Origin of the sequence: Allorhodopirellula solitaria (genome assembly GCF_007859855.1) — a bacterium.
Taxonomy (GTDB): domain Bacteria; phylum Planctomycetota; class Planctomycetia; order Pirellulales; family Pirellulaceae; genus Rhodopirellula; species Rhodopirellula solitaria.
Genome location: NZ_SJPK01000008.1, coordinates 62,311 through 89,201 on the forward strand (window position 1 = coordinate 62,311; position 26,891 = coordinate 89,201).

The following is a 26,891-nucleotide window of genomic DNA, read 5'->3' on the forward strand; positions in this document are numbered from 1 at the left end:
GGGATTGAATTTCAGAATCTGCGATTGCTTGAGTGAGGCTTCCGACGATACCTTTGACATCCATGAGGCTTCCTTTCCTGCGGTGTTAGTTTGAGCACCAACATTTTGCAGGAGGAAGCCTCTTTTCATGAATACCAATCTCGCCGGATCACAGGCGCACTACGCGGATCGCACCCGATGGACTTGATCGCATGACGCACCCTAACGCCATATCGTCGAATGTACTCACGATCAGATTTAACGGCCACTGAGGCGGCATGTCCCATGCGGTCCGGGGCGAATCGAATCGCCATTGAAAGTTGATCGAAGAATTGCTCATAGAAATATCCACCGAGTAAACGATCGACAACTGTACTGACCAGTCGATCACAATCGCTGGGTGCCGGCGGGTGGTTCTTGAAATGCCGACAAAGTTTTGCGCGAGCCCTGTTGTGCCAGTAGCCGAAGCTCTCCGCAACCACAAACGCGATTGAGCGACCAATCGCCTCGCTTTCACCGCGTTTCACTTCATCGATCAAACGTTCCAGATCGGTTTTCCCGAGAGAACGAATCCAATTCGCAGCGTACGAAGGTCGCATCGTCGTCATCCAGGCAACCTCGCTCTCTAAATCCCAACCGTAGTAATCCGCCCTGTAGCATCCCGTCCAGTAGTGGCGGTACGACTCACGTTGGCGATCAATAAACCAGGCTAGGCACCGCTCATCCTCTTGCCAGAACAACGATCTCCACGACGGCGTGAAAACGTCCGCAGCCAGCAGCATTTGCTCAATGCCGCAAAGATCGCACAACAAGTCAGGCTGGCCAGCGCGAAGTTCCTGGTGTGGTTCAGCGGCAGTGTGAACTCATACGAACATCGGTTCGAAGGGAGCACGGTCTACCAAATCAACAGAGATGCAATGAGCGACAGAAGCATCAGCATAGCGAAAGCGACAGCGGCGTGTCTCAGTGGGTCGAACAGGAAAACTAATTTCGGGTGAACGCTCCAAAACCAGTGAAAATGCATCGCGAGTGCCAAGGACATCGTCATCAGGCCGAAAGACACGGCCTCCCAACCGAGCAATTCAATCCAAAGCGAATTGCCCAGCGGATCAAGATGTCGGAAGTACCGCAGGTTCGGAATCTTTGCGTGCGGGGTGAGCGATACTGTGAGACCGCACACGAACAACGCAACCGGAAACAGCATTCCGGCAACCCATGTCGTAAACCAGTGATCTACGGGTACAGAGGCGAGGTCGATTGCTCGCGGTGACACCCGGTCGGGCCCGCGCTTAGGCAGCGTCATTCGCCATGCCTTGGTATCCGAAACTTCGCTGTGCGTTCATCAAATTACGGCGGTAATCAGCGGGGAACAGGGAGACGATTGTCCATTGCGAAAAGACGGGCTGCCGGCTCTCCGTTCAATCGCTTCGCTCTGGAGACTGCCTGGCATGCAAAGCCGATACCTACGCAAGGACGATGCTAGAAAAACAATTTCGCGAGGAAAACAATCAACGCCAATACAAATGGTAAGTGCAACAACGCCGCCACCCAACGGAACCGCTCGTGCCGAAGAAACGCGGCTGCAGCCAGCGATATAGAGAAGAGAAGCAGGACCGGGCAAACAAAGAGGACGAGGACAAAGGACTCGAGTGGTGGGAAATTCGGGTGGCCACGTGGCGATCCAGCTGGAACGATACTGACTGCGCGCCAGACACACAGCCCGGTGAAGCCTAAGGCGATGGAGGAGAGGATGGAAGTCAGCGCAGGGCGAACGACACGCTCAGGGTACGCATGCACTGGGCGATCACTGTCATCGGCTAACGGTGTTTCGTAGGGAGATCGAGCTGTCATATCAGGATAACGCTATCGTATTGGATTGGTTTTGATCGAGCGACTGACTGGCATGCAGTGTCGATTGAAACGCAAGGACGCCAAGCCGCGAAGTCGCTATGCATCTCTTGGCTCTTCGCGTCTCTGCGTCTTAGCGTCTCTGCGTCTTTTTCCTCCACCCATTCCAGCGAGCAACCATCAACTCCGTGAGTTCAAGGGACGACGAAAATGTGCAGCGCCCCAAAAACCTTGTTCCGCTCGCAGTCCGCAACGGTGCCGCGGGCCGGGTGGATTGCCTATTCATCGCCAAGGTGCTTGCATGGCCGTCTGCGTTGCAAGCCGTCGTTCCCTGTCTACCAGGCGGCTGTAATCTCCACTAAGCCATTGTCGTATTCTGCCCACATCTTAAGATCTCCATCCTCAGCTCTGTATAGTGATTCAAGCATTTCGTCCTGGATGAATCCGGCAGACACAAGATCCATGCGTTTCGAGTCACTTGAAATGTCAACGCTATTGTAGCGAACGATTCCGTCAAATCCGTGTTTTGGACTGAAGTCCAACTCGTCTTCGTCATGAAAGCAGATATCCATCTCGACGATTGGATCACCGGGACTCTCTTCTAACACCACCAACCCGAAGCCGTCCCAGGTGGACACATGATTCGCTAGTCTTGAAACGCGATCTGGGGGGCCGATCACCTTCGCTATTTCAGACACCGTGAAGGGAAAATTAAGTGAGGTGCCCAGTAGGTCGATTCCATCGGCTGACAGGGTAATCGCATCTCCCGCAGTTGATTGCGTGCCAGTGACTGGCTCGCTCTGATGCGACGCGTTGCATCCCAAAATGACAAGGAGTACGGTCATCGAGAGAAAGCGGCGCATCGTGTTCATCCTATTCACGGAACAGTATTTTCAATCCGAGTCAGTAGCGTCGTACTGGGAAGCTCCCAGAAGACGCCCCGGGTGGAATGGGCCCATTGGCCATCCTCACACGGCTCAAAAGGGGTGTCAAGCAACATCTCTTTCGCTCAACTCGGGCATCGCTGCCATTGAGAGCGAGCATCTGGATCACTTTCAGCTACAATCCGCGAAAGAACCTCTTGAAAAGAATGCCTCATCAACTCTACCCCTATGCGTTTCTGGCAACCTCGATCGGATGATCCGAGGCACTTCGTTTCAACGAGGCATTTTACATTGAATTCAATCGCTTCGATCAGCCGAGTCGGCACACCGGGAAGAAACGCATGTGGTTGATTGCTGTCGACGAGGCGGGATATGGACCGAAGCTGGGGCCGCTCGTTATCGGGGCAACGGCCTGGCAGCGTGCTGGCTCGGAGCCGATCGAGGGTCCTGGTGTCGAGCCAGTCGAGGACTGGTCGGTGGATCAGGTCGAGCCGAATCCGTTTGCTGCGATCGCGGCTCCGGTGCGTGTCGCCGATGGCCTGGTCCGCGTGGACGATTCCAAACAGATCTTCAAGGGCGGGTCGCTGACAATGCTGCAGCGGATTGTTTCGGTCGCCCTGCATGCGTGCGGCAGACGGGAGCAAACGCTTCTCGAACGACTGGCCACACTCCTGCCGCGTGATTTCGACGCGATCCAACGCGTTCGCTGGCTCGAATCCATCGGTGTCGACTCCACCGGACCGCTCGCGTTTTCCTCGCTCGAGCAGACTCGTAAAGCCGTCGAGCAATGGGGGCGGTCCGACTGGAAACTGCGTGATTGCCAGGCGAGGATGATCGATGCCGCGTCTTTCAATCGCTACTGCGCGGGCGATCCCGCCGGCTCCCAAGAGACACCGAGTGTTGGCCCCCAGGGCAACAAAAGCGACTTGCTCGGTGAGACAAGCATCACGCTGGCCGCTGATCTACTCGATGCGGTGCAGGATCCATCGTCGCCCGAAAGCGTGCAAATTTTTTTCGACCGCCACGGCGGCCGGCGTTACTACGCGGGCGTGATCCAGCAGTTTTTCGGGGGCGAAAGCGTTCGGATCGTCAGCGAGGACGCTCGGCAGAGCGTCTATGAAACGGTGCGGCGTGGTGCGCCGGTGCGGCTGCACTTCACCGTCAAAGGCGATCGCTTCACGCCCGTCGCACTGAGCTCGCTGCACGCAAAATACCTCCGGGAAGTTGCCATGGCCGCCCTGAACAACTATTTCCGAGCAGCGGCACCCGCAGCGAATTTTCGCCCTACGGCGGGGTATCCGGTCGACGCCGATCGGTTCATCGAACAGGTGCGATGCGTGATGACCGCGCGGGGGATCGCCGACGGGGAACTGATCCGCTGCCGTTAAAGCGGGCCGGAAACGCGTCTGCGAGTGGTCCTGCATGGAGGCTAGACAGACCGCAAGCAGAAAAACAAATTTACCACCCTCGTGGGACCGTAGGGAGGCGCCGGACGCCCACAGGGATTGCGGTCCAAAATCAGTAAAATCAGATTTGATTCTGCCGTTGTCAAAGTCCGGTTCTCGTGCCATAGTATTCCGTAAAAGCTCACTTGAGGTGAGCTTTTCTCTCCATTCCACTTTGTTACATTTTTCACAAAGTCTCCGTCTTCATGCCTGCTTCCCCACGCCGCACGGTCATCAAACAGGGTCTCGATCTGCCAATTCTCGGCTGCCCCGAGCAACGAGTGGAGGTCGGGCCAGCGGTCCGCAGCGTGGCGCTGTTGGGCGACGATTACGTGGGGATGAAGCCCACGATGTTGGTGGCTCCCGGCGACCGCGTGGCCTTGGGGCAACCTCTTTTCGAGGACAAGAAAACGCCGGGTGTGGTTTACACATCTCCGGGCGCGGGCACGGTTGGCGACGTCATCCGGGGTGCGAAGCGAAAATTTGAGGCCATCACGATCAACCTCGATGGCGACGAGGCGGTGACGTTCGAAGCGGCCAAGGAGAAGGACCCTGTTTCGCTCGGCGGCGAGGCGGTGGCCTCGGTATTGGTCGAGAGCGGATTGTGGCCCGCCTTGCGAACACGCCCTTTCGGCAAGATTCCTGAGATCGGATCCACACCGAGCTCGATTTTCGTCACCGCGATCGATACCAATCCATTGGCGGCCGACCCAGCGGTCGTGCTGAGCGAGCGAAAGAACCAGTTCGTGCTCGGCTTGCAAGCGTTGACTCAATTGGGCGGTAGCGCGGTTTACGTCTGCAAAGCTGCGGGCGCCTCGGTTGCTGGCGAAGAGGTTTCGGGCGTGACCATGGCCGAATTCGCTGGCCCTCATCCAGCCGGATTGGCTGGCACACATATTCACTATCTCGATCCGGTCGGCCCAGGCAAAACGGTTTGGTACATCGGCTACCAGGACGTGATCGCAATCGGCTCGTTATTTCAGACTGGCCAACTCGACGTGCGACGCGTCATTTCGCTGGCGGGCCCCAAGGTCAAGCAGCCTCGATTGATCGAAACACGAGTCGGTGCCTGCATCGACGACCTCGTCGCGGACGCCTTGGTCGACGACTGCACAGTTCGCTTGATCTCGGGGTCGGTTTTGTGCGGACACAACGCTGCGGCGCCGCATAATTATCTCGGCCGCTACCACCAGCAGGTGTCGGTGATCGAAGAGGGCGACGATCGCGAATTCTTGGGCTGGCAAAAACCAGGTTTTGACAAATACTCCGTGACACGCGTCTTTGCATCGGCGGCGAACCCGTCGCAGAAGTTTGCGTTCACGACGTCGACCGGCGGCAGCGAGCGAGCGATGGTGCCGCTGGGAACCTACGAAAAAGTCATGCCGATGGACATGTTGCCGACGCAATTGCTGCGTTCGCTAATCGTCCGGGACACCGATGCGGCCCAGTCGCTCGGAGCACTCGAACTCGAAGAAGAAGATGTGGCCCTGTGCACGTTTGTGTGCCCAGGAAAATACGAATACGGATCGCTGTTGCGACAGAACTTGACCACGATTGAACGTGAAGGCTAAACATGAAACCACTGCGTGACGCTTTTGATCGCGTTCACCCCTATTTTGCGAAGGGGGGGATTCTCGAGAAAGCCTACCCTGTTTACGAGTCGATCGACACGTTTTTGTTCACACCTGGTGAAACAACTCGTGGACGAACGCACGTGCGCGACGGCATCGATTTGAAGCGAATGATGATCACGGTCGTCTTCGCCTTGATCCCGGTGACCCTATTCGGGATGTGGAACGCGGGCTACCAAGCCAACTCGGCGATCGTGAAGATGACCGAGGCGGACGTGCCGATCGAGTACGACTGGCACCACAGCGTGCATACGTTCTTCGGACTGGGGCACGACCCCGGCAGCTTCGCTGACAACTTCATCTACGGGGCGATCTTTTTCATTCCGATCTATGCTGTCACGATGTTCGTCGGCGGTCATATCGAGATGATTTTCTCGGTGTTACGCGGCCACGAGATCAACGAGGGTTTCTTGGTGACGGGGCTGTTGTTCCCGCTGACGCTACCACCTTCGATCCCGCTCTGGCAGGTTGCACTGGGGATCGCCTTCGGTGTGATTGTTGCCAAAGAGGTCTTTGGCGGCACCGGCCGGAACTTCCTCAATGTCGCCTTGGCATCTCGCGCATTCCTGTACTTTTCCTACGCCGCTAGCATCAGTGGTGACAAAGTCTGGACGGCGGTCGATGGTTTCAGCGGAGCCACCGCACTGGGCCAGATGGCGATCGCCGAAGGCGGCGCGATCGAATCGCTCGATTCCGTTCAATACGTGTGGGGCGACACCGGCTCGATCACGTGGATGAGTTCGTTCCTCGGCACGATCCAAGGCAGTATCGGTGAAACTAGCGCACTGCTGTGTTTGGTCGGTGCGGGGATCTTGATTGCCGCGGGAATCGGGTCGTGGCGAATCATGCTGAGTGTGATTCTCGGCGTGATCGGGACGACTCTGCTGCTCAACGCAGTCGGCAGTGAAACCAACCCGATGTTTGGAGTTCCGTTTTATTGGCACCTCGTCATTGGCGGTTTGGCCTTCGGTCTCGTCTTCATGGCGACCGACCCGGTCAGCGCGTCGATGACCAATACGGGCAAGTGGTTCTATGGCATCTTGATCGGCTTCATGACCGTCCTGATCCGGGTCATCAACCCCGCGTTCCCTGAGGGGATCATGTTGGCGATTTTGTTCGGCAACGTGTTTGCTCCCTTGATTGATTATTTCGTCGTCCAAGCCAACGTCCGCCGGAGGGTCGCTCGCTATGCCAGCTAAAGATTCTACTTCAGGAACCATCCTGATCGCGACGATCCTATGCGTCGTGTGCTCGCTCGCAGTGAGCGCCGCTGCGGTCGCGTTGAAACCGTACCAAGTCGAGAACGCGAAGCTCGACCAGAAAAAGAACATTCTCGATGCGGCGGGTATCCCCAAAGATGAATTGGGGAAACCGGCCTCGGAATTGACCAGCAAAAAGATTGACAGTCTTTACACCTGGATCGAGGAGAAGATGGTTGATTTGGACACGGGCCAATACAACACCGAATTCGATGCCACCACTTTCAGCCTCGAAGAGCAAGCGTCCAATCCCAAGACGAGCGAACCGATCGTGGGCGACCCCTACGACAATGGCGAAGATCGCCGTCCCAAAACGATGAAGGTGTTCATCGTTCGCCACGAGGGAGAAGGACCGATCAAGCAAGTCGTTCTGCCGATCTACGGCAAAGGCTTGTGGGGAACACTGTGGGGATACCTTGCTCTGAAAAGCGATTTAGAGACGGTGCAGGGCATCACGTTTTATCAACACAAGGAAACCCCAGGTCTCGGTGGTGAAGTCGACAATCCCAATTGGAAGTCACAATGGGATGGACTGAAGCTTTACGATGACCAAGGCGATCCCACGGCCTACGTAGCCAAAGGCCCCGCCCCCGACGACGACCCCTCGGCCGTCGACGGTCTCTCCGGTGCCACGATCACCAGTCGCGGCGTGACCGCCTTGGTGCAGTACTGGGCCAGCGAGCAAGGTTACGGCCCGTTCCTAGAGACGCTCAAGAAGCAAATTGAGGAGGAAGCCGCTGCTGCGGAAAGTCCTTCCTCTGCCGGCAACGCAACGACGAAGGCAGGAGCATAACCATGGCTAAAAAAACACTCGACGTGTTGACCGATCCCGTGGTCAACAATAACCCGATCACTTTGCAGGTCCTGGGGATTTGTTCGGCACTCGCGGTGACCACCAAGATGGAAACCTCGGTCGTGATGGCGATTGCCGTGATCGCGGTGACGGGGTTTAGCAACCTCGCCGTCAGTGCGATTCGCTCGTTCATCCCCAGCAGCATCCGGATCATCGTACAGATGTGCGTGATCGCCTCGCTGGTCATCGTGGTTGATCAATTCCTCAAGGCATTCCTGTTCGATATCAGCAAACAGCTTTCCGTGTTCGTCGGTCTGATCATCACGAACTGCATTGTGATGGGCCGCGCCGAAGGCTTTGCAATGAAGAACTCAGCCGGGATCAGTTTCCTGGACGGGATCGGCAACGGTCTCGGGTACGGCTTCGTGCTGTTGGTCGTCGCCTTTTTCCGAGAGCTCTTTGGAAGTGGCTCGCTGTTTGGCTTCACCCTCCTCGAGCTCGACCGCAACGGAGGTTGGTACAACCCCAATGGAATGATGCTGTTGCCACCCAGCGCGTTCTTCATCATCGGCATGATGATCTGGGTCATCCGCCTGAACAAACCCGCACAAATCGAAGAATCCTGAGGCTATCATGAATTTAGTAGAAGCTCACCTGAGCATTTTTTTGAAGGCGGTCTTTGTCGAGAACCTCGCCCTGGCGTTCTTCCTCGGCATGTGCACGTTTCTCGCTGTGAGCAAGAGCGTTAAGACTGCGATCGGTTTGGGGATGGCTGTGATCGCCATTGAAACGATCACCGTTCCCGCTAACCAAGCGATCTATTCGCTGCTGTTGAAGAAGGGCGCGTTGGGCTGGGCGAATCAATTCATCCCCACGTCCACAATCGACTTCTCCACGATCGACCTCAGCTTCCTGTCGTTTATCAGCTTCATTGGTGTGATCGCGGCATTGGTCCAAATTCTCGAGATGTTTTTGGACAAATTCATGCCAGCGCTCTACAACGAACTCGGCATCTTTTTGCCGCTGATCACAGTAAACTGCGCCATCCTCGGTGCCTCGCTGTTCATGCAGGAACGCAACTACTCGTTCGGTGAATCGATCACGTACGGCTTCGGCTGTGGCGTGGGCTGGGCATTGGCGATCATGGCGTTGGCCGGTATCCGCGAAAAGCTGAAATACAGCGATGTTCCGCCCCCGCTTCGCGGTCTCGGTATCACCTTCATTACCACTGGTTTGATGGCGCTCGCGTTCATGTCCTTCAGCGGCATCACGCTCTAGAGCCGAATTCAACCAGCAATCTCGATTTCAATCTCCTCGCATTTCACCGCACACGAGTCCATTGTGATGTTCCCAATTCTCCTCCTGGGTGACGCCCCACCGGCAGCCATCGTCGCCATCGGCGTCGCGATGTTTACGATCATCGTACTCGCCCTGGTGATGCTGATTTTGGCAGCCAAGAAACAGCTCGTTTCCTCGGGCAAGATCAAAATCATGATCAACGACCAGAAAGAGATTTCCGTCCCTGCGGGCGGAAAACTTCTCGGCGCACTCGCCGATGCGGGGATCTTCGTATCGAGCGCCTGCGGCGGTGGTGGGACATGTGCCCAGTGCAAAGTCAAAGTCACCGAAGGTGGCGGCGATTTGCTGCCGACCGAAACCGGCCACATCACTAAGAAAGAGGCCGCCGAAGGTGAACGATTGAGCTGCCAAGTCGCGGTGAAACAGGACATGGACGTCGAAGTGCCTGCCGAAGCCTTCGAGACGAAGAAGTGGGAATGCACGGTCCGCAGCAACAATAACGTGGCGACGTTCATCAAGGAGTTCGTCCTCGAGCTGCCCGAAGGCGAGGAAGTCAACTTCAAAGCCGGTGGGTACATCCAAATCGAAGCACCACCGCACACGGTCCACTACAAGGACTTTGACATCGAAGATCGATTCCATCCTGACTGGGATCAATACAAGATTTGGCGGTACACCTCGAAGGTTGAGGAACCCGTCGTCCGCGCCTATTCGATGGCCAACTACCCAGGCGAAAAGGGCATTATCATGCTCAACGTCCGCGTGGCCTCGCCGCCGCCGCGGGCTCCCGAAGACACACCACCGGGCAAGATGAGTAGCTATATCTTCTCACTCAAACCCGGTGACAAGGCCACGATCAGTGGTCCCTATGGAGAATTCTTCGTCAAGGACAGCAAAGCCGAAATGGTCTACATCGGTGGTGGTGCTGGGATGGCTCCGCTGCGTAGCCATATCTTTGAACTCTTCAAGCGACAGAAAACCGACCGCAAGGTCAGCTACTGGTACGGCGGCCGCAGCATGCGTGAGCTGTTCTACGTCGACCACTTTCGCGAGATCGAGAAGGAGTTCCCGAACTTCAAGTTCAACATCGCCTTGTCCGAACCCGCCCCCGAAGACAACTGGAACGGCTACACCGGGTTCATTCACCAGGTCCTGTTGGAAAACTATCTCAAGAATCACCCTGCTCCCGAAGACATCGAGTACTACATCTGCGGTCCCCCGATGATGAACGCGGCTGTGTTCAAGATGCTTGATGACCTCGGTGTGGAGCCAGAAAACATCGCCTACGACGACTTTGGTGGCTGATGTTGATGATCCATTCCGATCGCATGACGCGACGAGGTTTTCGGCCCGTCGCGTTTTTTCTTGCCACCACAGCACTGATCCTGGCGCAGCCATGCTGGGCCGGACAATCTCAATCTCATTGGATGACGATTGCCAATGGGGCGTTCCCGTTAGGTGCTGCTGCCGTTGCCGCCCCCTCTCCGACGGGGGCTCTGATACAGTTTCGTGGCGGGACGATGGGGACGACGTATTCAGTCAAGGTTTCTCGACCGCCCGAGCGTGCGGATTGGCAATCAGAAGCGACCCTCGCCGTGGATGCAGAATTGCGCCGCGTCAACGACCAGATGTCGACTTATCTCCGCTCGAGCGAACTGAGTCGCTTCAACGATTCGGGGTCCACGGACTGGTTCGATGTCAGCGTCGAGACCGCATCGGTCGTGCAGTTCGCGTTGGATGTCGGCCAACGTTCGGGAGGCGCATTCGATGTCACGGTCGGACCGCTGGTCGATCGATGGAGCTTCGGTCCCGGCGAGCGTAATCGGGACGTCCCGTCCGCAGAGGAGCTCGAGGCCATCGGCAGGCAGATCGGTCAATCTCATTTGTCCGTGCGGCTCGATCCGCCCGCGCTCAAGAAAGACATCCCGCAACTGCGGGTGGATCTGTCAGCGATCGCTAAGGGGCACGGCGTCGACCGCGTTGTCGACGTGCTCTCGCGTTTAGGAGCTCAGAACGTCTTCGTCGAGATCGGCGGTGAGGTACGTGTGACGGGCGAGAAACAGACACCGGACGGTCCTCAGCCTTGGCGGGTGGGGATTCAGAAACCGGACGCGATGAATAATGAGATCGTCGCCGCGTATCGGATCGAAGACGCGGCGATGGCGACCTCCGGCGACTATCGGAACTTCTTCGAATTCGAGGGAGAGCGGTACTCACATACAATCGATCCGGTGACGCTCCGTCCAGTCCGGCACAACCTCGCGTCGGTAACCGTAGTCGCATCATCGTGCATGGCGGCCGACGCCTGGGCGACTGCGTTGGACGTTGCCGGTCCTCAGCGAGCTGCCCAGCTCGCGTCCGAAAACGACTTGGACACTTTGCTGATCACGCGCCGTGACAACGGGCCCACGACCGACGGCACTCTCGACGAATCATTGGAGAATCAGATGAACTACATGGGAACGGGAACTTTGGCGGCGATCGCCGATCGAATGCAAAACAGCGGCACGCTCGCTCAAAACGCGGCAGCCGACGGTGCCGGATTTTTTGAGCGAATGGGACCGATCGCTCTGCTGACTGGAATCGGCTTCGCAGTTGTCTTGGCTGCGATGGCCGTGGGAGTGATCTTCGGCAGACGAGCCATCAGCGGTTCTTGCGGCGGACTGAACGCGCGAACCGATGAGGATGGTGTGTCACGATGCTCGATGTGCAGCTCGCCATCGGAAGGTTGCGAAAAGCTACGCGAAAAGATCGAAAACCAATGACACCCACGTAGCATAGGCTTCTAGCCTGTGACGATGACTCAACACAGGCTAGAAGCCGATACTACTATCGGTCAGGCGTACAACTGATACAGCATGAGGTACACGAGCACGCCGGTGACCGACACGTACATCCAGATCGGGAAGGCGTAGCGAACCCATTTCTTATGCGCCACGATGCGACCATTCTTGGCGAGATAGATGGCCCGAATGGCTAAGAACGGCACTGCCATGGCCAGCAGAATATGTGGGATCAGGATTGAGAAGTAGGTGATCCGGGCACCTTGCGGAGCGTCTTTGGGAAACGGTCGATTCCATTGGCCCGTGGCTTCGAAAAGCGCTAGCTTGTGAAACAAGTAAAAGACCAGAAAGATGACGCTGACTGAGAATGCGTTCAGCATCAGCTTCTTGTGCTTCTTCGCACGCCCCTGCTTGATATTCCATAGCCCCAACGCCAATAACACCGTGGCGAGGACATTGAGAGCCGCATTGAGGTGCGGCAGGTGATTAGCGAGAGCGGTCCACATAGTCAATTCTGGAATGTCGGGGCGGGCGAAACAGGCGTGCCGATGCCCATAGGGTACCGACTTCTTGCAGTAGCGTAAGCTTCCAGCTTGCGATTTTGGCCGACCGCGAGCTGGAAGCTTACGCCACTTTTTGTTCTCGTGTTCTCGAACGGATTCCCGAACCAATTACGGCCGGCATCCCCGTGCCGCCAGCCTTCGAACTCAAGATTCGACGATTTCTGCCAAGGCATCGGCCAGGCGGTCGATCTCGTCGAGCGTCGTACTTGGCCCGCAACTGATTCGCAGCGTTCCCGACTCTCGAGTGCCGAGGCAATCGTGGAGCTCGGCGGCGCAGTGATAGCCGGAGCGGACCTCGATACCGAATTCTGCATCGAGAATCGCAGCGGCTTCGGCGCACGAGAGCATCGCGCCGAACTCGATACTCGCGATCGGCAGGACGCCTTGCCCACCCACGATGTGGACGCCATCGATTTCGCTCAGCCGGTTGTGCAGCCTCGTGGTCAGGGCATGCCAGGTTTCGGGGGCGGTGGGTTGACGATCGAGAGCTGCATCCCAACCGGCCAGAGCCGCAATATTCATGCTGCCGGGCTCGAGTCGGCCTGGCATCGACGCGGGCATGCGGTCGGCGAGTCCATCGTGACCGCTGCCGCCTTGGATCGTCGGCTCGATCCGCTCGTGCAGGCTCGGGTGGAGATACAACATCGCGATACCGAGCGGTCCGCCACTGCCCTTGTGTGCCGGGGCCGCGAGCACATGCGCGCCCATCGAGGCAACGTTGATCGGCAGCGAACCGAAGGTTTGCGCCGCGTCGCACAATAATAAAATCGAATCGGCGCTGGACCGCGACGCATTGATCAACGCGATCCGGCGTCCCACTTCGGCGACCGGGTACCGGATCCCGGTGACATTGGAGGCATCCGTTAGGGCAACCATCCGTGTTCGGGCGTTGATTGCTCCGACAATGGTATCGGCATCGAGCGAACCATCTTTTTCGCAGCGGATGATTTCGAGTTCGGTACCACTGCGACGTGTGGCTTGCCTGAGCGGACGCAGGACAGAGTTATGCTCTGCCGATGAAGCGATCACATGATGTTGCGAGCCGGCGGTGGCGGGCATCAAGCCATGGATTGCGGCGTTGAGCGCTGCGGTGCAACCGCTGTGAAAACTCACGCACTGCCTCCCTTCCGCCCCGATCAGCTCCGCCAAGCGGCCTCGCACCCGTTCCCGGATCGTCGCAGCCTGGCGAGCCGAAGCGTAGTTGCCCCGTGACGAATTGGCACCACAATCACGCATGAACTCCGTCATGGCGTCAATCACGCCAGCCGCTTTGGGCCAGCTCGTGGAGGCATGATCGAGATAGATTCGCGTCACGATTGAGAGTTTTTCCGCGATGAGAGATTCCACTGCGAGGCAATCCAGTGTTTCGTATGACTCGCACTCAAAACCAGTGCGACGGCAAGCAGGCCGAGTGCCATCGGCAGCGGAATGAGCACCAAGCCGATGATACTCAATACTACTAACCACAGCGATGGGTTGAGCGTGACGGAGCGCCATGTGGTTGGCGTCTTCGCGTTGCGGTCGGCCGTTTGGGCCGGTTTCCGACGCGGGAATAGGGCCACGATCATCAGCAGGCTCGCGACGATAAAAAACAGCCCGCTCCTCAGGACCAATTGACGCGTCTGCTCGCTGACCGGCAGACGCTGCGCCGCCAAGGCTTGAATCGGCAACCTCGGTTTGCTCCACGTGAAGGTCCATCGATCGGTGTATCCCGGCGGCTTGGTGATCGCAAGATAGTCCGACCAGGTTGCCGAAGCATCGCCACTGATAAACGAATCATCAGGGAAATAACGGCTCTCTTGGGTGACAATAAAATCGTCCATCTCCTCCCAACTGAGTAGATCGCCGGGAGGGATTCCCCCTGCAGTTTGGGATTCCGATGGACCTGTATCTTCGCGACTCGGCGGATCCGGGTCACCAATCTGCCGGCCCGCCGACTGACAGAGCATCTGATAGCGTGCGATCCATGGTTTTAACCACACCGCTACCTCATCGTCGCGCCGATCGGCGAGTGAGTCCGACGTGGCACCGATCGCCTTGACGACATTGGACGCCAACCACGCGATGCGTTTATCGGGATCAAGTGGCGATGAAATTAACGCGGTTGCCTGTGGGTCGTTGTGGAATACGACGACCGAGGACGGATGGCCACGATCCCCACCGATGATCTGGTCGATTGAACGATCCGAGAGTGTACTGGTCGTTGGAAGTTGGCACCAATTCACGCTGGCCCGAGCCGCATCGGAACTCAATCCGACGAGAGACGGCAACAACACGTCGCGGGAATCACGGCGGACCGAAACAAGCACCTCGACAGTCTGGCTGAGCCGGCTCAAAGGCAGTGACACCTCCCAGAGGGACACTTCCCTGTCGCCAGCACCCGATTCCGCGTCCTCCGAATCACTCGACACCCGCCGTAGATCCGCTTGCCGACTCGCTGCCCAAACGCCCTGCAACTCGACGGCCGAATCAACCGCCAACCGCAACGATGGCTGGTCACCGGGCAGCACATCGAATCGGCTGACCAGCAAGAGGTTTTCGTCCGTGGGTCGAGCCAATACACAGTGATCGGCGTGCAGCAGGCGGGCGATTCGGTCGGTCCGCGGCAACGTCTCCAAATCGATCGACCACCGAGGGCTGGTGACCGCATACACAGACAACTCCGCATCGGAGGCTTGCTCGTTCGCCTTCTTCGAGGCTGCCGAATCCGTATCGGGCAAGGGCTGGATTCTCCATCGTGGTTTCTCAATGGGCCCAGCAAAGTTACTGCGCCACCGCACCTGTTCGTTGGTCAAACGCGTCGGGACCACGACATCAATTCGATGCCGATCCGCATCCATCACTCTCAATTCAGGAACACTCACACGCGTCACCTCACTGACGGCCAAACGGCTGACGAGCCGGAAGGCGCGGGTGTACTCGAACGAGGAACCTCCTGCCGGATCGCTCGCGGACTTCTCCGCCTGGGAGTCACCGCCGGCGGGTGGTGATTGGGAACCGCCGGTTGACCGACCGGCCGGGCCGCGGCGAAGTTGCAGTCGCAACACCTGCATCGCAGGATCCAGGGTGGGTTGCCGTGAGGACACGCAGTGCGGTTCGATCCGTAACGATTCGCACCACCGCGTCGGCAGGGCGATATCGACATAATCGGGGCAATAATCGCTCGTGATCAAGCAATCCGTTTGAGCCGTCCAACGGCCCTCCTCCCATCGCAGTGTGATCCGCGAATCCATGTCGAAAGGTTGATCGTTCTTGCCCGTGCGGAACCGTGCCGCTGCGAAGGCATCGAGAACCGAGCCGTCGGCTTGAAATCGGTCGACCAGAATCTCGCCGTCGGCGAGCAAGGAAGCAGCATCGGAGACCCCTGAATCCATTCGTGGGCTGGGCACCGCATGCACCCAGTTGACCACCGTATCGACGTGTCGTGTGATTTGCAGCTCGTGGCTCTGCTGCCTGCTCGCGGCGGCTCGGATCTCGCTGGCCTGTCGGTCCGCCTGCGGGCCGGCGTTCTCACTTGCCGCCTGAAAAGTATCGCTGGCGATCTTGCTAATCGTCATCAGCCCCAGCTCGTTTGGATCGGAACCACCGCGATGGGGCACGATCGCATCGACCGAGATCTGGAACGAACTCTGATCGCTGGTTAGGTACAGAGTGGTCACCCCATCGATTCTCGACACTGTCCAGGGAGGCAAAGCGACATCCGCGGGCGGCACGTCTGACTCCGGGTCACCATCGGTTGTTGTGGATAGACCGTCATCGTCACCGCCATCGGTCGCGCGGGACAATGCCTTTGACAAGAAAGTGCGAGGCGAGATCGGTGATTCGCCCTCTGCCTCGTAGCTCCAATCGAGCAACTCGGCACGTTGGGGAAGCCGCACCCGATAGCGACTCGAACCAACGGTAGACGACGGGGTCGATGACATCACTTTGGCTGCCACCACGCGTCCGCGGGAGACGTTTTCCGGGTCATTCACCTGTACGGAGAATCGGACATGCTGAGTATCGTTTTGGACGGAAATGTCGTGACGGGTCGACACTTCCCATTGAGGAGCGTCACGTTGCCGGAGTATCCACTGACCGACGCGTCCGACCGCCGCACGGTCGACAGTGCTCAGGTACCCCGTCCAACTGGCATAGAATTGTTCCACCGGGAGTGGTTCGAGCTCACTCATTGTCGACCAATCCGGTTGCACATCATCGGCAAAAGTCCAGGCGACCCACGGCGCAGGGAAGGACGTTGCGTTCCGTTCGTCCGGTTCCGCCGCAGACATCGATGAGACGGTGTCCTCCTCCGGGGACACGGCCTCCGAGCCCGCTGCTGGAGACTGCTCTGGGGCTCCGCCATCGAGCCGGTGGCCAGGCTCCATCGCGATTTTCGGCATGCCAATCTGCCAGGCTCCGTGTTGTGGCGTCGCGAGGGTCCAAGCCAATCGGATCGGTCGTGCAGGCGTCGTCAATGACATGAAACGCACTGTCTGAGATGAGGCTGTGGAGCTAGTGTCACGTGACAGACACGTCCACTGCGTCCCCACGACGTCGCATGAGTCGACCGGCCCCCGAGCCAACTGGGACTCGGTGGGCCGCCATTCAGCTCGGTTGCCCTTGGCATCAATCGCGAGCACTGCGGGCGCCGACGTCGTGATCGCAACAACGACTTCCGGTGGCAGCGTCTGGAGACATTCGAGCTCACACTCGATCACTGTCTTCCCGCTTTCCGAATGGATCCAGAACCGTTGCTGCCACTGCGAGGCATCCTGCCATGGCAAGCGAGGGACATCCCTCGACGCCAAATTGCGAGTCCCCTCATCGCCAGCGTTCTCTGCCGGCACGCGTAGTTCCTCCACTGACGCCCTAGCAGAACTCGGGATCTGAAAACGCAAGCTCAACTGACGTTGCGAGCCGAGCAACATCACCGTGCTCTGACGCTCGCCGCCTTCATCGATTGTCCTGACTGATCCTAAGGGATCTGTCGGCGGCGATGATTCGTCTTCTCGCTGAGACTCCCAATCAACAAACCAACTCGTCGTCGGCGTCAACAACATCACATTCTCAACGGCGTCGTTCGCCCGCACGACAAGATCTGCTGCGGGAAGCGAAGGAAGGTCGCAAGCAACTCTCACCCAGGGATCCTGCCATTGCAACTCACAGTTCAGTGAAATCGTGAGCTCCATGATTTCAGGATCACGGCCGAGCATCGGGATCTCAACCCACGCCCATCCATCTCGCTCACCGCCCCAGCGGATTGTCACGGGAACGCCAATCGTATTGACCTGCATCACGTTGTCGATTTGGTCGAAACGATAAGGCAATCGAATTCGACGGATATTCGGCGGGAGCGTCAGCTTCAATCTCGCCTGCAGCTTCGCGGCGCCACTCTGACTGAGTATTTCATCGCTCACGATGGCATCGTCAGTTGACGAATCAGGTTGTTGACTTTGGTTCAACGAACGATTCTCAAAGCCATTGCTTTCAAAGAAATCACCCGCCCCCAAAATCGAACGACTGTTCTCCAAGGGTGACTTCAGATGCAACTCGTAGGACACACGGTCGATCATCGGGTTCTGCCAGGACAAGCGGTCGCTGCGGAAGAACAGATCGTTATAGAAGGATTCAGGAATGTAGATCTTATTGCCGAGGATCTCCCCGTCGCCCTGCAGAGGCACCAAGACGTCAATAGTCGGCGCCGACTTATCATCTTCGCTGTCATTGACCACCCGCCCCGCAGACGACAATTCGCTCGTCGCCGTTGCTTCGACGCTCTGTCCAGCCAATCGATTCGTCGTGGCAGCGGACCCGGCAAACGTCAACGCAAATACAATCCAACCCACGAGCGGTGAGACGCCCGAGAGTCTGGATTCAGACGGGTCTTTCAACGACTGCGCCGCTCGTGCCTCAGAGTCTTTTCGGCCACCCTCATCGTCACGATGCCAAACCGCTGTGGTGAGCTGGATGGCAGCGAGCGTCAACGGCAGCGCCACGAAGGTCAGCAATGCCATCGCGGCGGCCGGCCAAAGCGCCACGGCGACTGCTGTCAGTAGAATTCCTGCGACGACAACACGGAGGCTGCGCCGCCCCACTAAACAGGCCAAAGCGAGCAACAGAAAGGCAGCCACCCACCCGATCCCCGTCACCAATCCCGTCGGCAATAAGAGCGGCGAGGCGGCGGGGTACCAAGGGCGGGCAAAGCCAGGCAAGTGAAAAGCTCGCGTCCCCGTGGAAGCGAGGAGTTGATTGCGGCGATCAACCGCTAACTGATCCAACTCGATCAGGGGAAATTGATACCATCGATACCAACGGTTCAGCGGCGTTTCCGAAACCCAGTTGGCTTCGATCCGAACCCAACGCGGTGCAGACGAAGTTTGCAGGGATTCGGATTCCTCGGCGTCCGAGCGCCGAGGTTCTGAACGGCTCGATCCGGGCGTTCTTGCCAGCGAATCGGCCGATGGCGATTTCGCCGCTGCAACGGTGGCAGGCGTAGGAATCACCACACCATACCCAGGAATGACTCGAGGTGTGATCAATACACCATCACAGCGAAGATCGACCAAATGCAACGAGGGAGGAAACGTCAAAAGCATCTCAGTGCGAGATCGCGCCAAACAGGTTAAACGCAAAGTATCGGTACCCGATACCGACGCCTCAGCCGTCAGGTGCTCACCCACGATCAATCCCAACGGCGTCGGGTGGGCCCGTGGCCGGACCTCTACCCAGGGTTGGTCATTGGGGGAATACCGATAACGTGTCGTCGTTGTGAAAGAGGAATCACGCCCGCCATCACGTGACGCTGTTGCGTCCGTGCCCGTACGATCATGGAAGCTCGAGTCCACCATCGGCACCCCTTTGAGTGTCTCGGGGTGTCGATGGAGTTGCAGTGACGAATCGATCCAGATTTCTGCTGATTGTGACGCCGCGTCGGGCACGTTGGGCAACCCAATGGCAAACTTCCGTCCTGTCTCTGCCCTGAGTCGACGTCGCCCCAGTAAGAGGGACTGATTGGTAAATTGAGGCGGCAAAGCAATCTGCACCTCCCAGTCACCGGAATTTTCAACGAAGTGTCGAGTCACGGCATGTTGAGCCAGAGGTGTTTCGGCTTGCCCGGGTTGCAGTTGCACATACCACTGCAGCGACTGCCAAGGAGGCGTAGCTGCTCCCGTCGGACTGGATTCCGCCGGTGCATCCTCCGGCGCCCCTGTCGTGCTTCGCTCGCTGGAGAGAGAGCCTCTTTCCGGTGACCGCGCTGCGAACCGCAGTCGCATGGAACGAATCTCTCCTGCGGTACCCTCAGTTTTCACCTCCACGGTTTGCCAGAGAGATGCAGGCTCCTGCGAGCCGGGCGAACTGAGTCTCCGCTGAGACGGTGACCGCCACGTTGGAGTCGCCTTGGGCCCCGCGTGCAAAAGAGTCCGCAGGGATGCCGAAAGATACACGTCTGGTTTCTCAAGGGTAACTTCTGGCGTTGCATCGATTGGACCACCGAATACGATCGCGTCACCTGGCAGCGGTGCGAAAAAGCGTCGTTGAGTTGCAGAGAGATCCGGGAATGCGATCCGCGAGGGCTCAATGGACGCCTTGGCTGACCATGTCATTCCAGCGGGCGGCACAATCGTCGCCAGTAGCTGACCTGGACAATCGACAGCCCGCATCAGCCACAGCGGCTCGGTCTGTTGAAGCCATTGATCGCTGAGCGCGGCTGCCCGGTTTCCACGCGGTGAATCCTGCGCGGTCGGATCCGGTTGTTCCGCCGTCGCTCGGACTGTCTCCTCCACCTCCTCATCGGTTTTGGGTGCCTCCGCCAGGGATTGCTCATCATTGGGAGTTCCTGTGGTCCCAGCAGCGGGCATCCGATTGGCAATGTTCGACCTCCTTGACCGGCCACTGACGTAGACGACCACCCGGTTATCAATCACCTCATCGTTTCCAGGCCAGATGGTCAATCGCCTTCCGGTACCGGTACCGGTGCCGGTCCCCACCGGCACACTTCGCCGTCCCTCCCCGACCCCGATCAATTCAAATTGGAAACCATCCTGCAACTCAAGTGTCACCGGGCTAATCGCTCCGCGAGGCATCTCCACACTGATCTTGCCACGGGCCTGAATCGAGCTTTCATCCATCTCGAATCGCATTTGATGGTCAGCAAAGACGAGTGAATCGTTGGCAACAAGCGACACTGACCAGGGCGCATCGGCCTGGGGGGCCGGTCCCGTCGCCATCCAAGTTGTTATCGACACATCATTGGTTAGATCCTGCTCTTCGCTGCCGTCTGCCGCGAGACTCGACAGTCGCACGGGCCGCGAGGCTTCGGTCGGCAGCCGCCGCACGCTCCACCCCCGCGGCAATCGCACTTCGCTGAGCATGCTCCAATGCGGAATGTCCAGTTGCATGTGCCACGCTTGAGGCGGAACCACGAAGTGATCTGGAGGCAGCAGAGGGCGGGGTAACGAAACGCGATCGCCCTGACGACGGGAAACACCTTCGACCACCCACGTGGTCGTGGTGGTGCCGACTGCGTCCGCAGCTGCGTCGTCGGTCGATCCATTTCCTGGATGAAAATCCCCCCACCGAGCAATGTTACCATGCCAAACGAACGGGACCGATAGACTGTCACACTGAACCGCCGTGACCTCGCCGTCCGCCCACGCCAGCTCGGTAAGGTCGTGGGAGCTGCTCGAGTCAAACGTAATCCGGTAGGTCCACCGCAATTGATCGCCCATCCACCGTGCTTGGAGGTGACATCCCCTGACCACGCTCATCCAGGGCGAAACGGAGCCGGAACCATCCGTCGCTCGCTGACGAATCACGAGAGGTTGCCCCGGCGTGGGTTCGATCGAATACCAAATGAGTGAATCGTGGTCAGCGGAATACCTCGCCTGCGATCGCTCCAGGGAATCGGGGTGGAGGCCGAGCTCCTCCCACGGGGGTGCCTCGGTCAGCCTCGTCGCCGCACCGCCCTCGACAATCAATGAGGTCCCCTTGGCGACACTGAGGTAAAACTGAGTGACGGTGGCATCGGGCAACTGCAGCGTCCATTGCCGTCCATCGATGGTGCGTTGACAACGAACCGACCATTCAAAGTCGATCGCTGCCTCCGGCGGTCCCCAAGCAAAACTATTCCCTTCGGGATCGCTCACAATCCTCGCCTGGGACAGTCGATCCGCTCTGGTCGTCGCGGCCGTGGAAGAAGGGGCGAGGTCGAGGTTCATCGCCCCCAACCGATAACGCTGCCATGCGGGATGCGTTTCATCCTCCTCGCTCACGGCATTCCTCTGCGTCGCCTTAGGAAGCACCAATCGGCTGGCGTCGCTGACCAGATGATCGGAGTGGGTGTGGGCCACCACTGTCAACCGCGGAATCGGCACCTCGCTCGGCGGTTGCAAATGATGAGAGCTGTCTCGCAGAGCTTTGACGAGATCATCGATCGAGATTGGACGGAAACTCTCCGGGATCAAATCAGCCAACTGTGATCCGTACAGACCGATCCAACGGGGCGTGTACCCTCGCCACTGAGGCACCGCGAGCGGACTCGGCGGACGTGAGAGCTTGGCCGAGCGGGATCCGGCCGCCTCGGTCGGCTTGGCGGGTGCGGAAGAATCCGCCTCATCGGTACTCGCCTCTTGCGATTCCTCCCGTGATCCCTCGCCTGTCTTGGCAGCTTCCTCCTCCAGTTCATCGTCGGGTTCCACACTGGTCGCGCTTGCCTCACCGACATCACCCGCCCCGGTGTCGCCCGCCCCGGGCACCGCATTGGGAGCGGTGGCCTGGCCGTCAGCGGCGAGGGGTGACGCGAGGAACAGAAGGCAAGCCACGATCAACCATGGACAGGCCCATGCGGAGTACCGGATCACCTGAACGCCTCCGACGAGTCCGAATCGGTAGGGGTATCTGCCTTGCGATACACTTCCCCGGATGTCGTCTGCTGGCTTCCATGGGATTCCTCCTCGTCTGTCTCCCCCTGATCCCTTTCAGGCTCATTTTCCAATACTCCTGCTGCAGGATTGGTACTCGGCATCAACGAAACGGATTGATCGGCATCCTTGATGGGAAGACTGGCATCGATCTCTCGCGTTTCCTGCTGGTCTTCCAGCGATTCCTGAAGCTGAGTCTTGGCGGGCTGCGCACGGCCTGCAGGTTGGGTGGATACCACACGATTGCTACCACGGCGCGAGCTGCCTTCACGGCTGACACCACTCTCGCGCGAACTCGATCGAGGCGGCAGACCGCGTTGCCCACCGCGCGGTACCGCGAGTGCTGAAATCGCATAGAACACCGCCACGAGTGTCAATGAAATGATCACGAGCTGAGCCGTCAGGACGATCCCATCGGGTGCAATCACCAACAATCCAGCCAACCCTATTGCCACCAGGAACGCGACCAGCGAATGATGCAGCCCAGGAAACCACTGTACCGCAGCAGCGAGCAATAACACCAAACCGCCCACCGCGAGCCAGAGAACGGTACGCGAAACCGTGATCGCCGCGAAGGACAGCACGTTGCCTGCATAGAACAGATATCGATTGCCGGGTACCGCGAAAGTGGCATTGGAGAGCGACTCACGCAGCGCGGCCTGCAACAACTGCTCGGAGATCCGGTCCGGCGTACCAACGTCCCTGCGGCTGCTTTGCAACTCGCCGTCAGCAGACGGGCGGTCTGTCGAACTTGCCGTCGCCACCTCCGAGGAGACGCTGGCGGCTTCGGATCGAGACTCGAGCGATGTGTCTTCGCCGAATTGCCAATCCAAATCCAGTGCCCAGCGGATCAGGGCTGTATCGTTCGCGGTCGGCACCCGCGACAAATTCAGACCGTCACGCTGCCACCGCATCGCGCGTCCCGATTGAGCCGATGCCCAAAACAAGTGCGAATCCGTGGGCACGACCAATTGCCAGTACTGCAACCCCGATCCAACCGGCAAGCGAATCATCGGCTCGGTACGCGACCACCACGGGTTGTTAGGTTCTTCCACCCACATCCGCACATCGAGTAGATGGGTTGAGTGCGGGGTATCGGGCAGGTCAATTCTCAAACCGGTGGCGTCACGGGTGCTCGCCGTAGGGCGCCCGTCCAGCATCACCTCGACCCGGATCGTCCGCAGGCTCGCGGGCAGGCCCAAGCGAACCCGGCGGCCCCCGCGGACCGATGCCAGCAAATGCTCATGCCGGAACTGTTTGCCAACCAAACTACGCAGATATGCACGGGGAATTTCTGTCAGCTTCTCCTCGCCGAGCCGGCTGCGGAGCACAATCGGAATCGGAAAATCCGGGACGACCTGGAATGTCCATTCATTCAAGCCGGAGCTCTCGTCCAGCGAATCTCCGCCCAGTGAGGGGATGGGTGAGAGTTGGAAACTGCCAGCTTCACCGTATTCTCCCATCGAACCATCCAGGTCGGGGAGAACTCGCCAAAACAATCCCGCCGAATCCACCACGCCCAACGGCATTTTCAATCGTAGCGGCGACGGCATCGCCAACCGATCGGCGACCGGAGAGGGCAGGGCGAGCACGCCGCTGATCTCACCTCGGTCGACGCTGAGCGAGCCGCTCGCGGCAGATCGATGAGGTGAACCGGGAGGCAAAATCGCTTGCTCAAAAACGAGCTCTACCTGCTGCGTCCCGGCGTCCAAGTAGGGTGAAACAATCTCGTAAACATTCCGATTCGCAAACTCCGACCCCGTCGATGACTCGGCCAAGGGCCCCCGGACGATCGCAGGGCTCCCGTCAACTAACGCCGTCCATTGCTGCGGCGGAGCCAGCCGGCTCGCTGCGGAATCTGTTGCCGCGTTCTCGTCTGCACCGGAGGATCGTGTGAGCTGAGCAGAATCACCGGAGGGCGCAGAATCACCGGACGACACCGGTTCTGCAGGTGATTGCGACGGCGCCGCAGCATCCAACCTCCCGTTGATGCCTGCATCACGTGCTCCTAAGCCCGGGATGACAAATTTCAATCGGCCTTCGAGGTCCAGTGGACTGGTAATCGTCCACTGCGATCGAATCACCCAGTGGTCGCTCGACTGAGTTGCTGATACCTCACCACCCCACTCCAGCTCCAGTGGCCGGGTGGCGAAGTCGCCATTGAGAACCCAAGGTGACTCGGGGATAAGAAATCGGAACCGGGAACTATTCTGTCCCGCGATCCGCTGCAGCGCCGGGCTCCGCCCGAGATCGACTAACCACGCTTCCTGGCGGTCGTCAGCGAGTGTCAATCGCACGTCGCGCACGACGCTCGCAGAATCGGTTGAAACCAGCTGCGGCAATGTCAATGATTCCAACGGCTCCGTCGCCGTGGTCGCCATCGTTTCAGCCGTGATCAGATAGCTCGAAGGCCATTTGCCATCGGATGTGTCGACCTGCCATTCCGCATTGCCATCGGTTGTTGTGATATCGAGTTCTGTACCGGCAACGTCTGTTTCGATTCCGAGCAGTCTCCAATCTCCCAGCTCCAGACGCAGGCCCTTGGGATCAATTCCGATACCGCCAGCACGCACGTCGATCTCGACGCGGGCCGCACGACGCGTGACCGAGAGCTCCGCGTCGGCAGACAAACGGATCTGCTGTTGTTTGCGTGAGAGCCAAATTGGCAACTCAAAGCGAGTTTGGGTGAAGCGAAACGGGTACACCAAGTCGCCGTTGCTAGAATTGGTTTGCTCCGCAGCGACCGCATCGATGCCCATCCGCGGACGCCAGCGAAGACGATGATCGCTCGCCGTGCGAATCGTCACTTGCCCACGGTGCCCAATCGCATCGGCCACCTGTGGGATTCGCAGTACCCACGGCTCTGCTGCGGTTGCATCCGGAGGAAACTGTCGCACCTGCAGTCTCAAGCGAACCGATGAGGGGGCCTGCATCTGTTCCGGCCCCACCCACCGCACCACAATCCGCGTGGCTTCATCGCCATCCTGCTGTGTCGGTCCAGCCGCCGGCTCGGTAGCTTCGCTACGGGGCTCGTCTGGATGATCGGCGCGGGCGATGACGACCTCCCACCATGCCGCCTCGGTCGAGTTGCTCGAATCACGCGACTCACTGCCCGCCGATACAATTTCCGGTGGAGAAACGAGTACCGCCGATGCGGGCAATCGGATCTCGCATCCGTTCAATGACCCACGCAAATTCTTAGTGACCAACCGCACGTCCATCGTGGGCGGTTCGGTCGGTGACTCCCACTGCAACTGGGTTTCCGACTCGACTTCGATCAAGGATCCGGTATCTCCCGCGTTCTCAGTGGCACCCGTGACGCGCAGTGCGATCATTCCACCGTCACACTCCACCGCATAGCGGTCCGATCCCTCGAGTCGCCGGGCGACTTCGCGTCCCGAACCCACAACATCGAGCAAGGCCGCATCGCCGTCATCGTCCGCGCCGTCGAGCTGCATCTGAATCAGCGTTGAAACGGACGGCAAACTCAATGGCAACCACGAGTGTCCAGGCGGCGTCGACCACACCCGAGCCGATAGTTCAAAACGGACCGTGACCACCATCGAACTGCGTGGCGAAAGAAACTTCTGCAATAAAGACTCCACCGGTAACACCAATTGGTAACCGGCATCGCGACGCATCAACGCCTCGCTATGTGTCCCCATCGCTTGGCGGAGCACGTTGGGAAACGTCGACGGCAGCGATGCAAAGTCGGCCGAATCGCTCCCCATCTCACCTGACTCGCTCGCCAGCGTTGAAGCGCCTGCTGCAGAAATCGCACTGATTCGACCCGATGGCTGCGGCGGGACCAAACGCAGATAGGCCCCTGGCACGGACTCCCCCAGGATCGCTGCGTCGCCGTCGGCTGAGCCGGTCTCTCCGGAAATCGTATTTCCCGCGCCACCATCGGTCCGATCGACCGCAGCGGTCTCAGGGAATGCATCCTCGCGATCAACGTTCAGGCCGGGCGAGAAACGAACGTCAGCGGCCCTCAACAGATGGGCGCCGGCCATACCAACATCGATCACCACCGATCGCCCCACCGTCTCCCGGACGGCCGCGCCATCGAGTCGCACCGCCAGTTCCGCGTTCCACTGGGCCCGTTCCCGCCCCATCGTGCCCGCGATCGACAACCTCTCGAGCGTTGCTACCTGGTCGCCAGAACGCCCTCCGCGATCGAGCCGCCTCAGCCGATCGATCTCTTCAAACGACATCCGTGGCATTACCACCGGAGTGTCGGATTCGTCCTGGAACAGGAACGCGTCAGGGCGAATCCCCTCCAGCTGCTCGGGCCAGGGCTCGTTATCCTGCAATAACCCCCGAGGTGGCAATGTCCCCGGCCCCTGACCATAACCAGCCTCTACTCCCCCGACCGTGCTCCACCACGCCAACAATAACACCCCAGCCATCAGCCTAGCTGCTCGGCATGCCCTCTCAGCGCACGTCGATCCACTCGATAAATCGATACAGCGATTGACCGTGTGCGCCGAGAGCAACAGTCGTCG

General features: G+C 58.8%; 15 protein-coding genes. 8 read left to right on the forward strand and 7 right to left on the reverse strand.

Going from position 1 to position 26,891, the window contains the following annotated elements; translation table 11 throughout:
- Positions 1 to 125: 125 nt before the first annotated feature.
- The 3 genes from CA85_RS15620 to CA85_RS15630 all read right to left on the reverse strand — a co-directional run bounded on the left by CA85_RS15620 (position 126) and on the right by CA85_RS15630 (position 2,690).
- Complete coding sequence (locus CA85_RS15620) at positions 126 to 761, reverse strand: hypothetical protein (RefSeq protein ID WP_246112846.1); 636 nt, start codon at positions 759 to 761, stop codon at positions 126 to 128.
- Between the two features lie 113 nt (positions 762 to 874).
- A complete protein-coding gene (locus CA85_RS15625; protein WP_146392273.1) occupies positions 875 to 1,282 on the reverse strand; it encodes a hypothetical protein in 408 nt (135 codons plus the stop codon).
- An 880-nt stretch (positions 1,283 to 2,162) separates the two neighbouring features.
- Positions 2,163 to 2,690 carry a DUF7738 domain-containing protein gene (locus tag CA85_RS15630; protein ID WP_146392274.1) on the reverse strand — a complete coding sequence of 176 codons (528 nt, stop codon included), beginning with the start codon at positions 2,688 to 2,690 and terminating at the stop codon, positions 2,163 to 2,165.
- 362 nt (positions 2,691 to 3,052) lie between these two features.
- Between CA85_RS15630 and CA85_RS15635 the strand changes: the two genes are divergently transcribed.
- The 8 genes from CA85_RS15635 (at position 3,053) to CA85_RS15670 (ending at position 11,903) form a co-directional block, all read left to right on the forward strand.
- Positions 3,053 to 4,099 (forward strand): hypothetical protein, encoded by a 1,047-nt coding sequence (locus CA85_RS15635; protein WP_146392275.1) that lies wholly within the window; start codon positions 3,053 to 3,055, stop codon positions 4,097 to 4,099.
- A 263-nt stretch (positions 4,100 to 4,362) separates the two neighbouring features.
- Positions 4,363 to 5,727, forward strand: a complete 1,365-nt coding sequence (locus CA85_RS15640) for a Na(+)-translocating NADH-quinone reductase subunit A (RefSeq protein WP_146392276.1) — start codon at positions 4,363 to 4,365, stop codon at positions 5,725 to 5,727.
- Positions 5,728 to 5,729: 2 nt separating this feature from the next.
- Positions 5,730 to 6,986 carry an NADH:ubiquinone reductase (Na(+)-transporting) subunit B gene (locus CA85_RS15645; RefSeq protein ID WP_146392277.1) on the forward strand — a complete coding sequence of 419 codons (1,257 nt, stop codon included), beginning with the start codon at positions 5,730 to 5,732 and terminating at the stop codon, positions 6,984 to 6,986.
- Positions 6,976 to 7,839, forward strand: a complete 864-nt coding sequence (locus CA85_RS15650) for a Na(+)-translocating NADH-quinone reductase subunit C (RefSeq protein ID WP_146392278.1) — start codon at positions 6,976 to 6,978, stop codon at positions 7,837 to 7,839. The genes CA85_RS15645 and CA85_RS15650 overlap by 11 nt, the downstream gene beginning before the upstream one ends.
- A 2-nt stretch (positions 7,840 to 7,841) precedes the next feature.
- Complete coding sequence (locus tag CA85_RS15655) at positions 7,842 to 8,465, forward strand: NADH:ubiquinone reductase (Na(+)-transporting) subunit D (protein WP_146392279.1); 624 nt, start codon at positions 7,842 to 7,844, stop codon at positions 8,463 to 8,465.
- Between the two features lie 7 nt (positions 8,466 to 8,472).
- The gene (nqrE, locus tag CA85_RS15660; RefSeq protein ID WP_146392280.1) at positions 8,473 to 9,117 is read left to right on the forward strand and encodes an NADH:ubiquinone reductase (Na(+)-transporting) subunit E; all 645 of its coding nucleotides are present in this window, start codon (positions 8,473 to 8,475) and stop codon (positions 9,115 to 9,117) included.
- 66 nt (positions 9,118 to 9,183) lie between these two features.
- A complete protein-coding gene (gene nqrF, locus CA85_RS15665) occupies positions 9,184 to 10,443 on the forward strand; it encodes an NADH:ubiquinone reductase (Na(+)-transporting) subunit F (RefSeq protein WP_146392281.1) in 1,260 nt (419 codons plus the stop codon).
- Between the two features lie 5 nt (positions 10,444 to 10,448).
- Positions 10,449 to 11,903, forward strand: coding sequence for an FAD:protein FMN transferase (locus tag CA85_RS15670; protein ID WP_186774982.1), 1,455 nt, complete (start codon positions 10,449 to 10,451; stop codon positions 11,901 to 11,903).
- Positions 11,904 to 11,974: 71 nt separating this feature from the next.
- On the opposite strand, the gene CA85_RS15675 is transcribed toward CA85_RS15670, so the two are convergent.
- From CA85_RS15675 to CA85_RS15685, 4 genes are all read right to left on the reverse strand, one after another.
- Entirely contained in the window at positions 11,975 to 12,427 is a 453-nt protein-coding gene (locus CA85_RS15675) for a DUF420 domain-containing protein (protein WP_146392282.1), read from the reverse strand.
- Between the two features lie 201 nt (positions 12,428 to 12,628).
- Positions 12,629 to 13,831: an aminotransferase class V-fold PLP-dependent enzyme gene (locus tag CA85_RS24990; RefSeq protein ID WP_186774998.1), complete on the reverse strand. Its 1,203-nt coding sequence runs from the start codon at positions 13,829 to 13,831 to the stop codon at positions 12,629 to 12,631.
- Positions 13,795 to 22,326, reverse strand: coding sequence for a YML083C domain-containing protein (locus CA85_RS15680; RefSeq protein WP_186774983.1), 8,532 nt, complete (start codon positions 22,324 to 22,326; stop codon positions 13,795 to 13,797). The genes CA85_RS24990 and CA85_RS15680 overlap by 37 nt, the downstream gene beginning before the upstream one ends.
- The gene (locus CA85_RS15685; protein ID WP_146392284.1) at positions 22,323 to 26,795 is read right to left on the reverse strand and encodes a hypothetical protein; all 4,473 of its coding nucleotides are present in this window, start codon (positions 26,793 to 26,795) and stop codon (positions 22,323 to 22,325) included. The genes CA85_RS15680 and CA85_RS15685 overlap by 4 nt, the downstream gene beginning before the upstream one ends.
- Between the last annotated feature and the right edge of the window lie 96 nt (positions 26,796 to 26,891).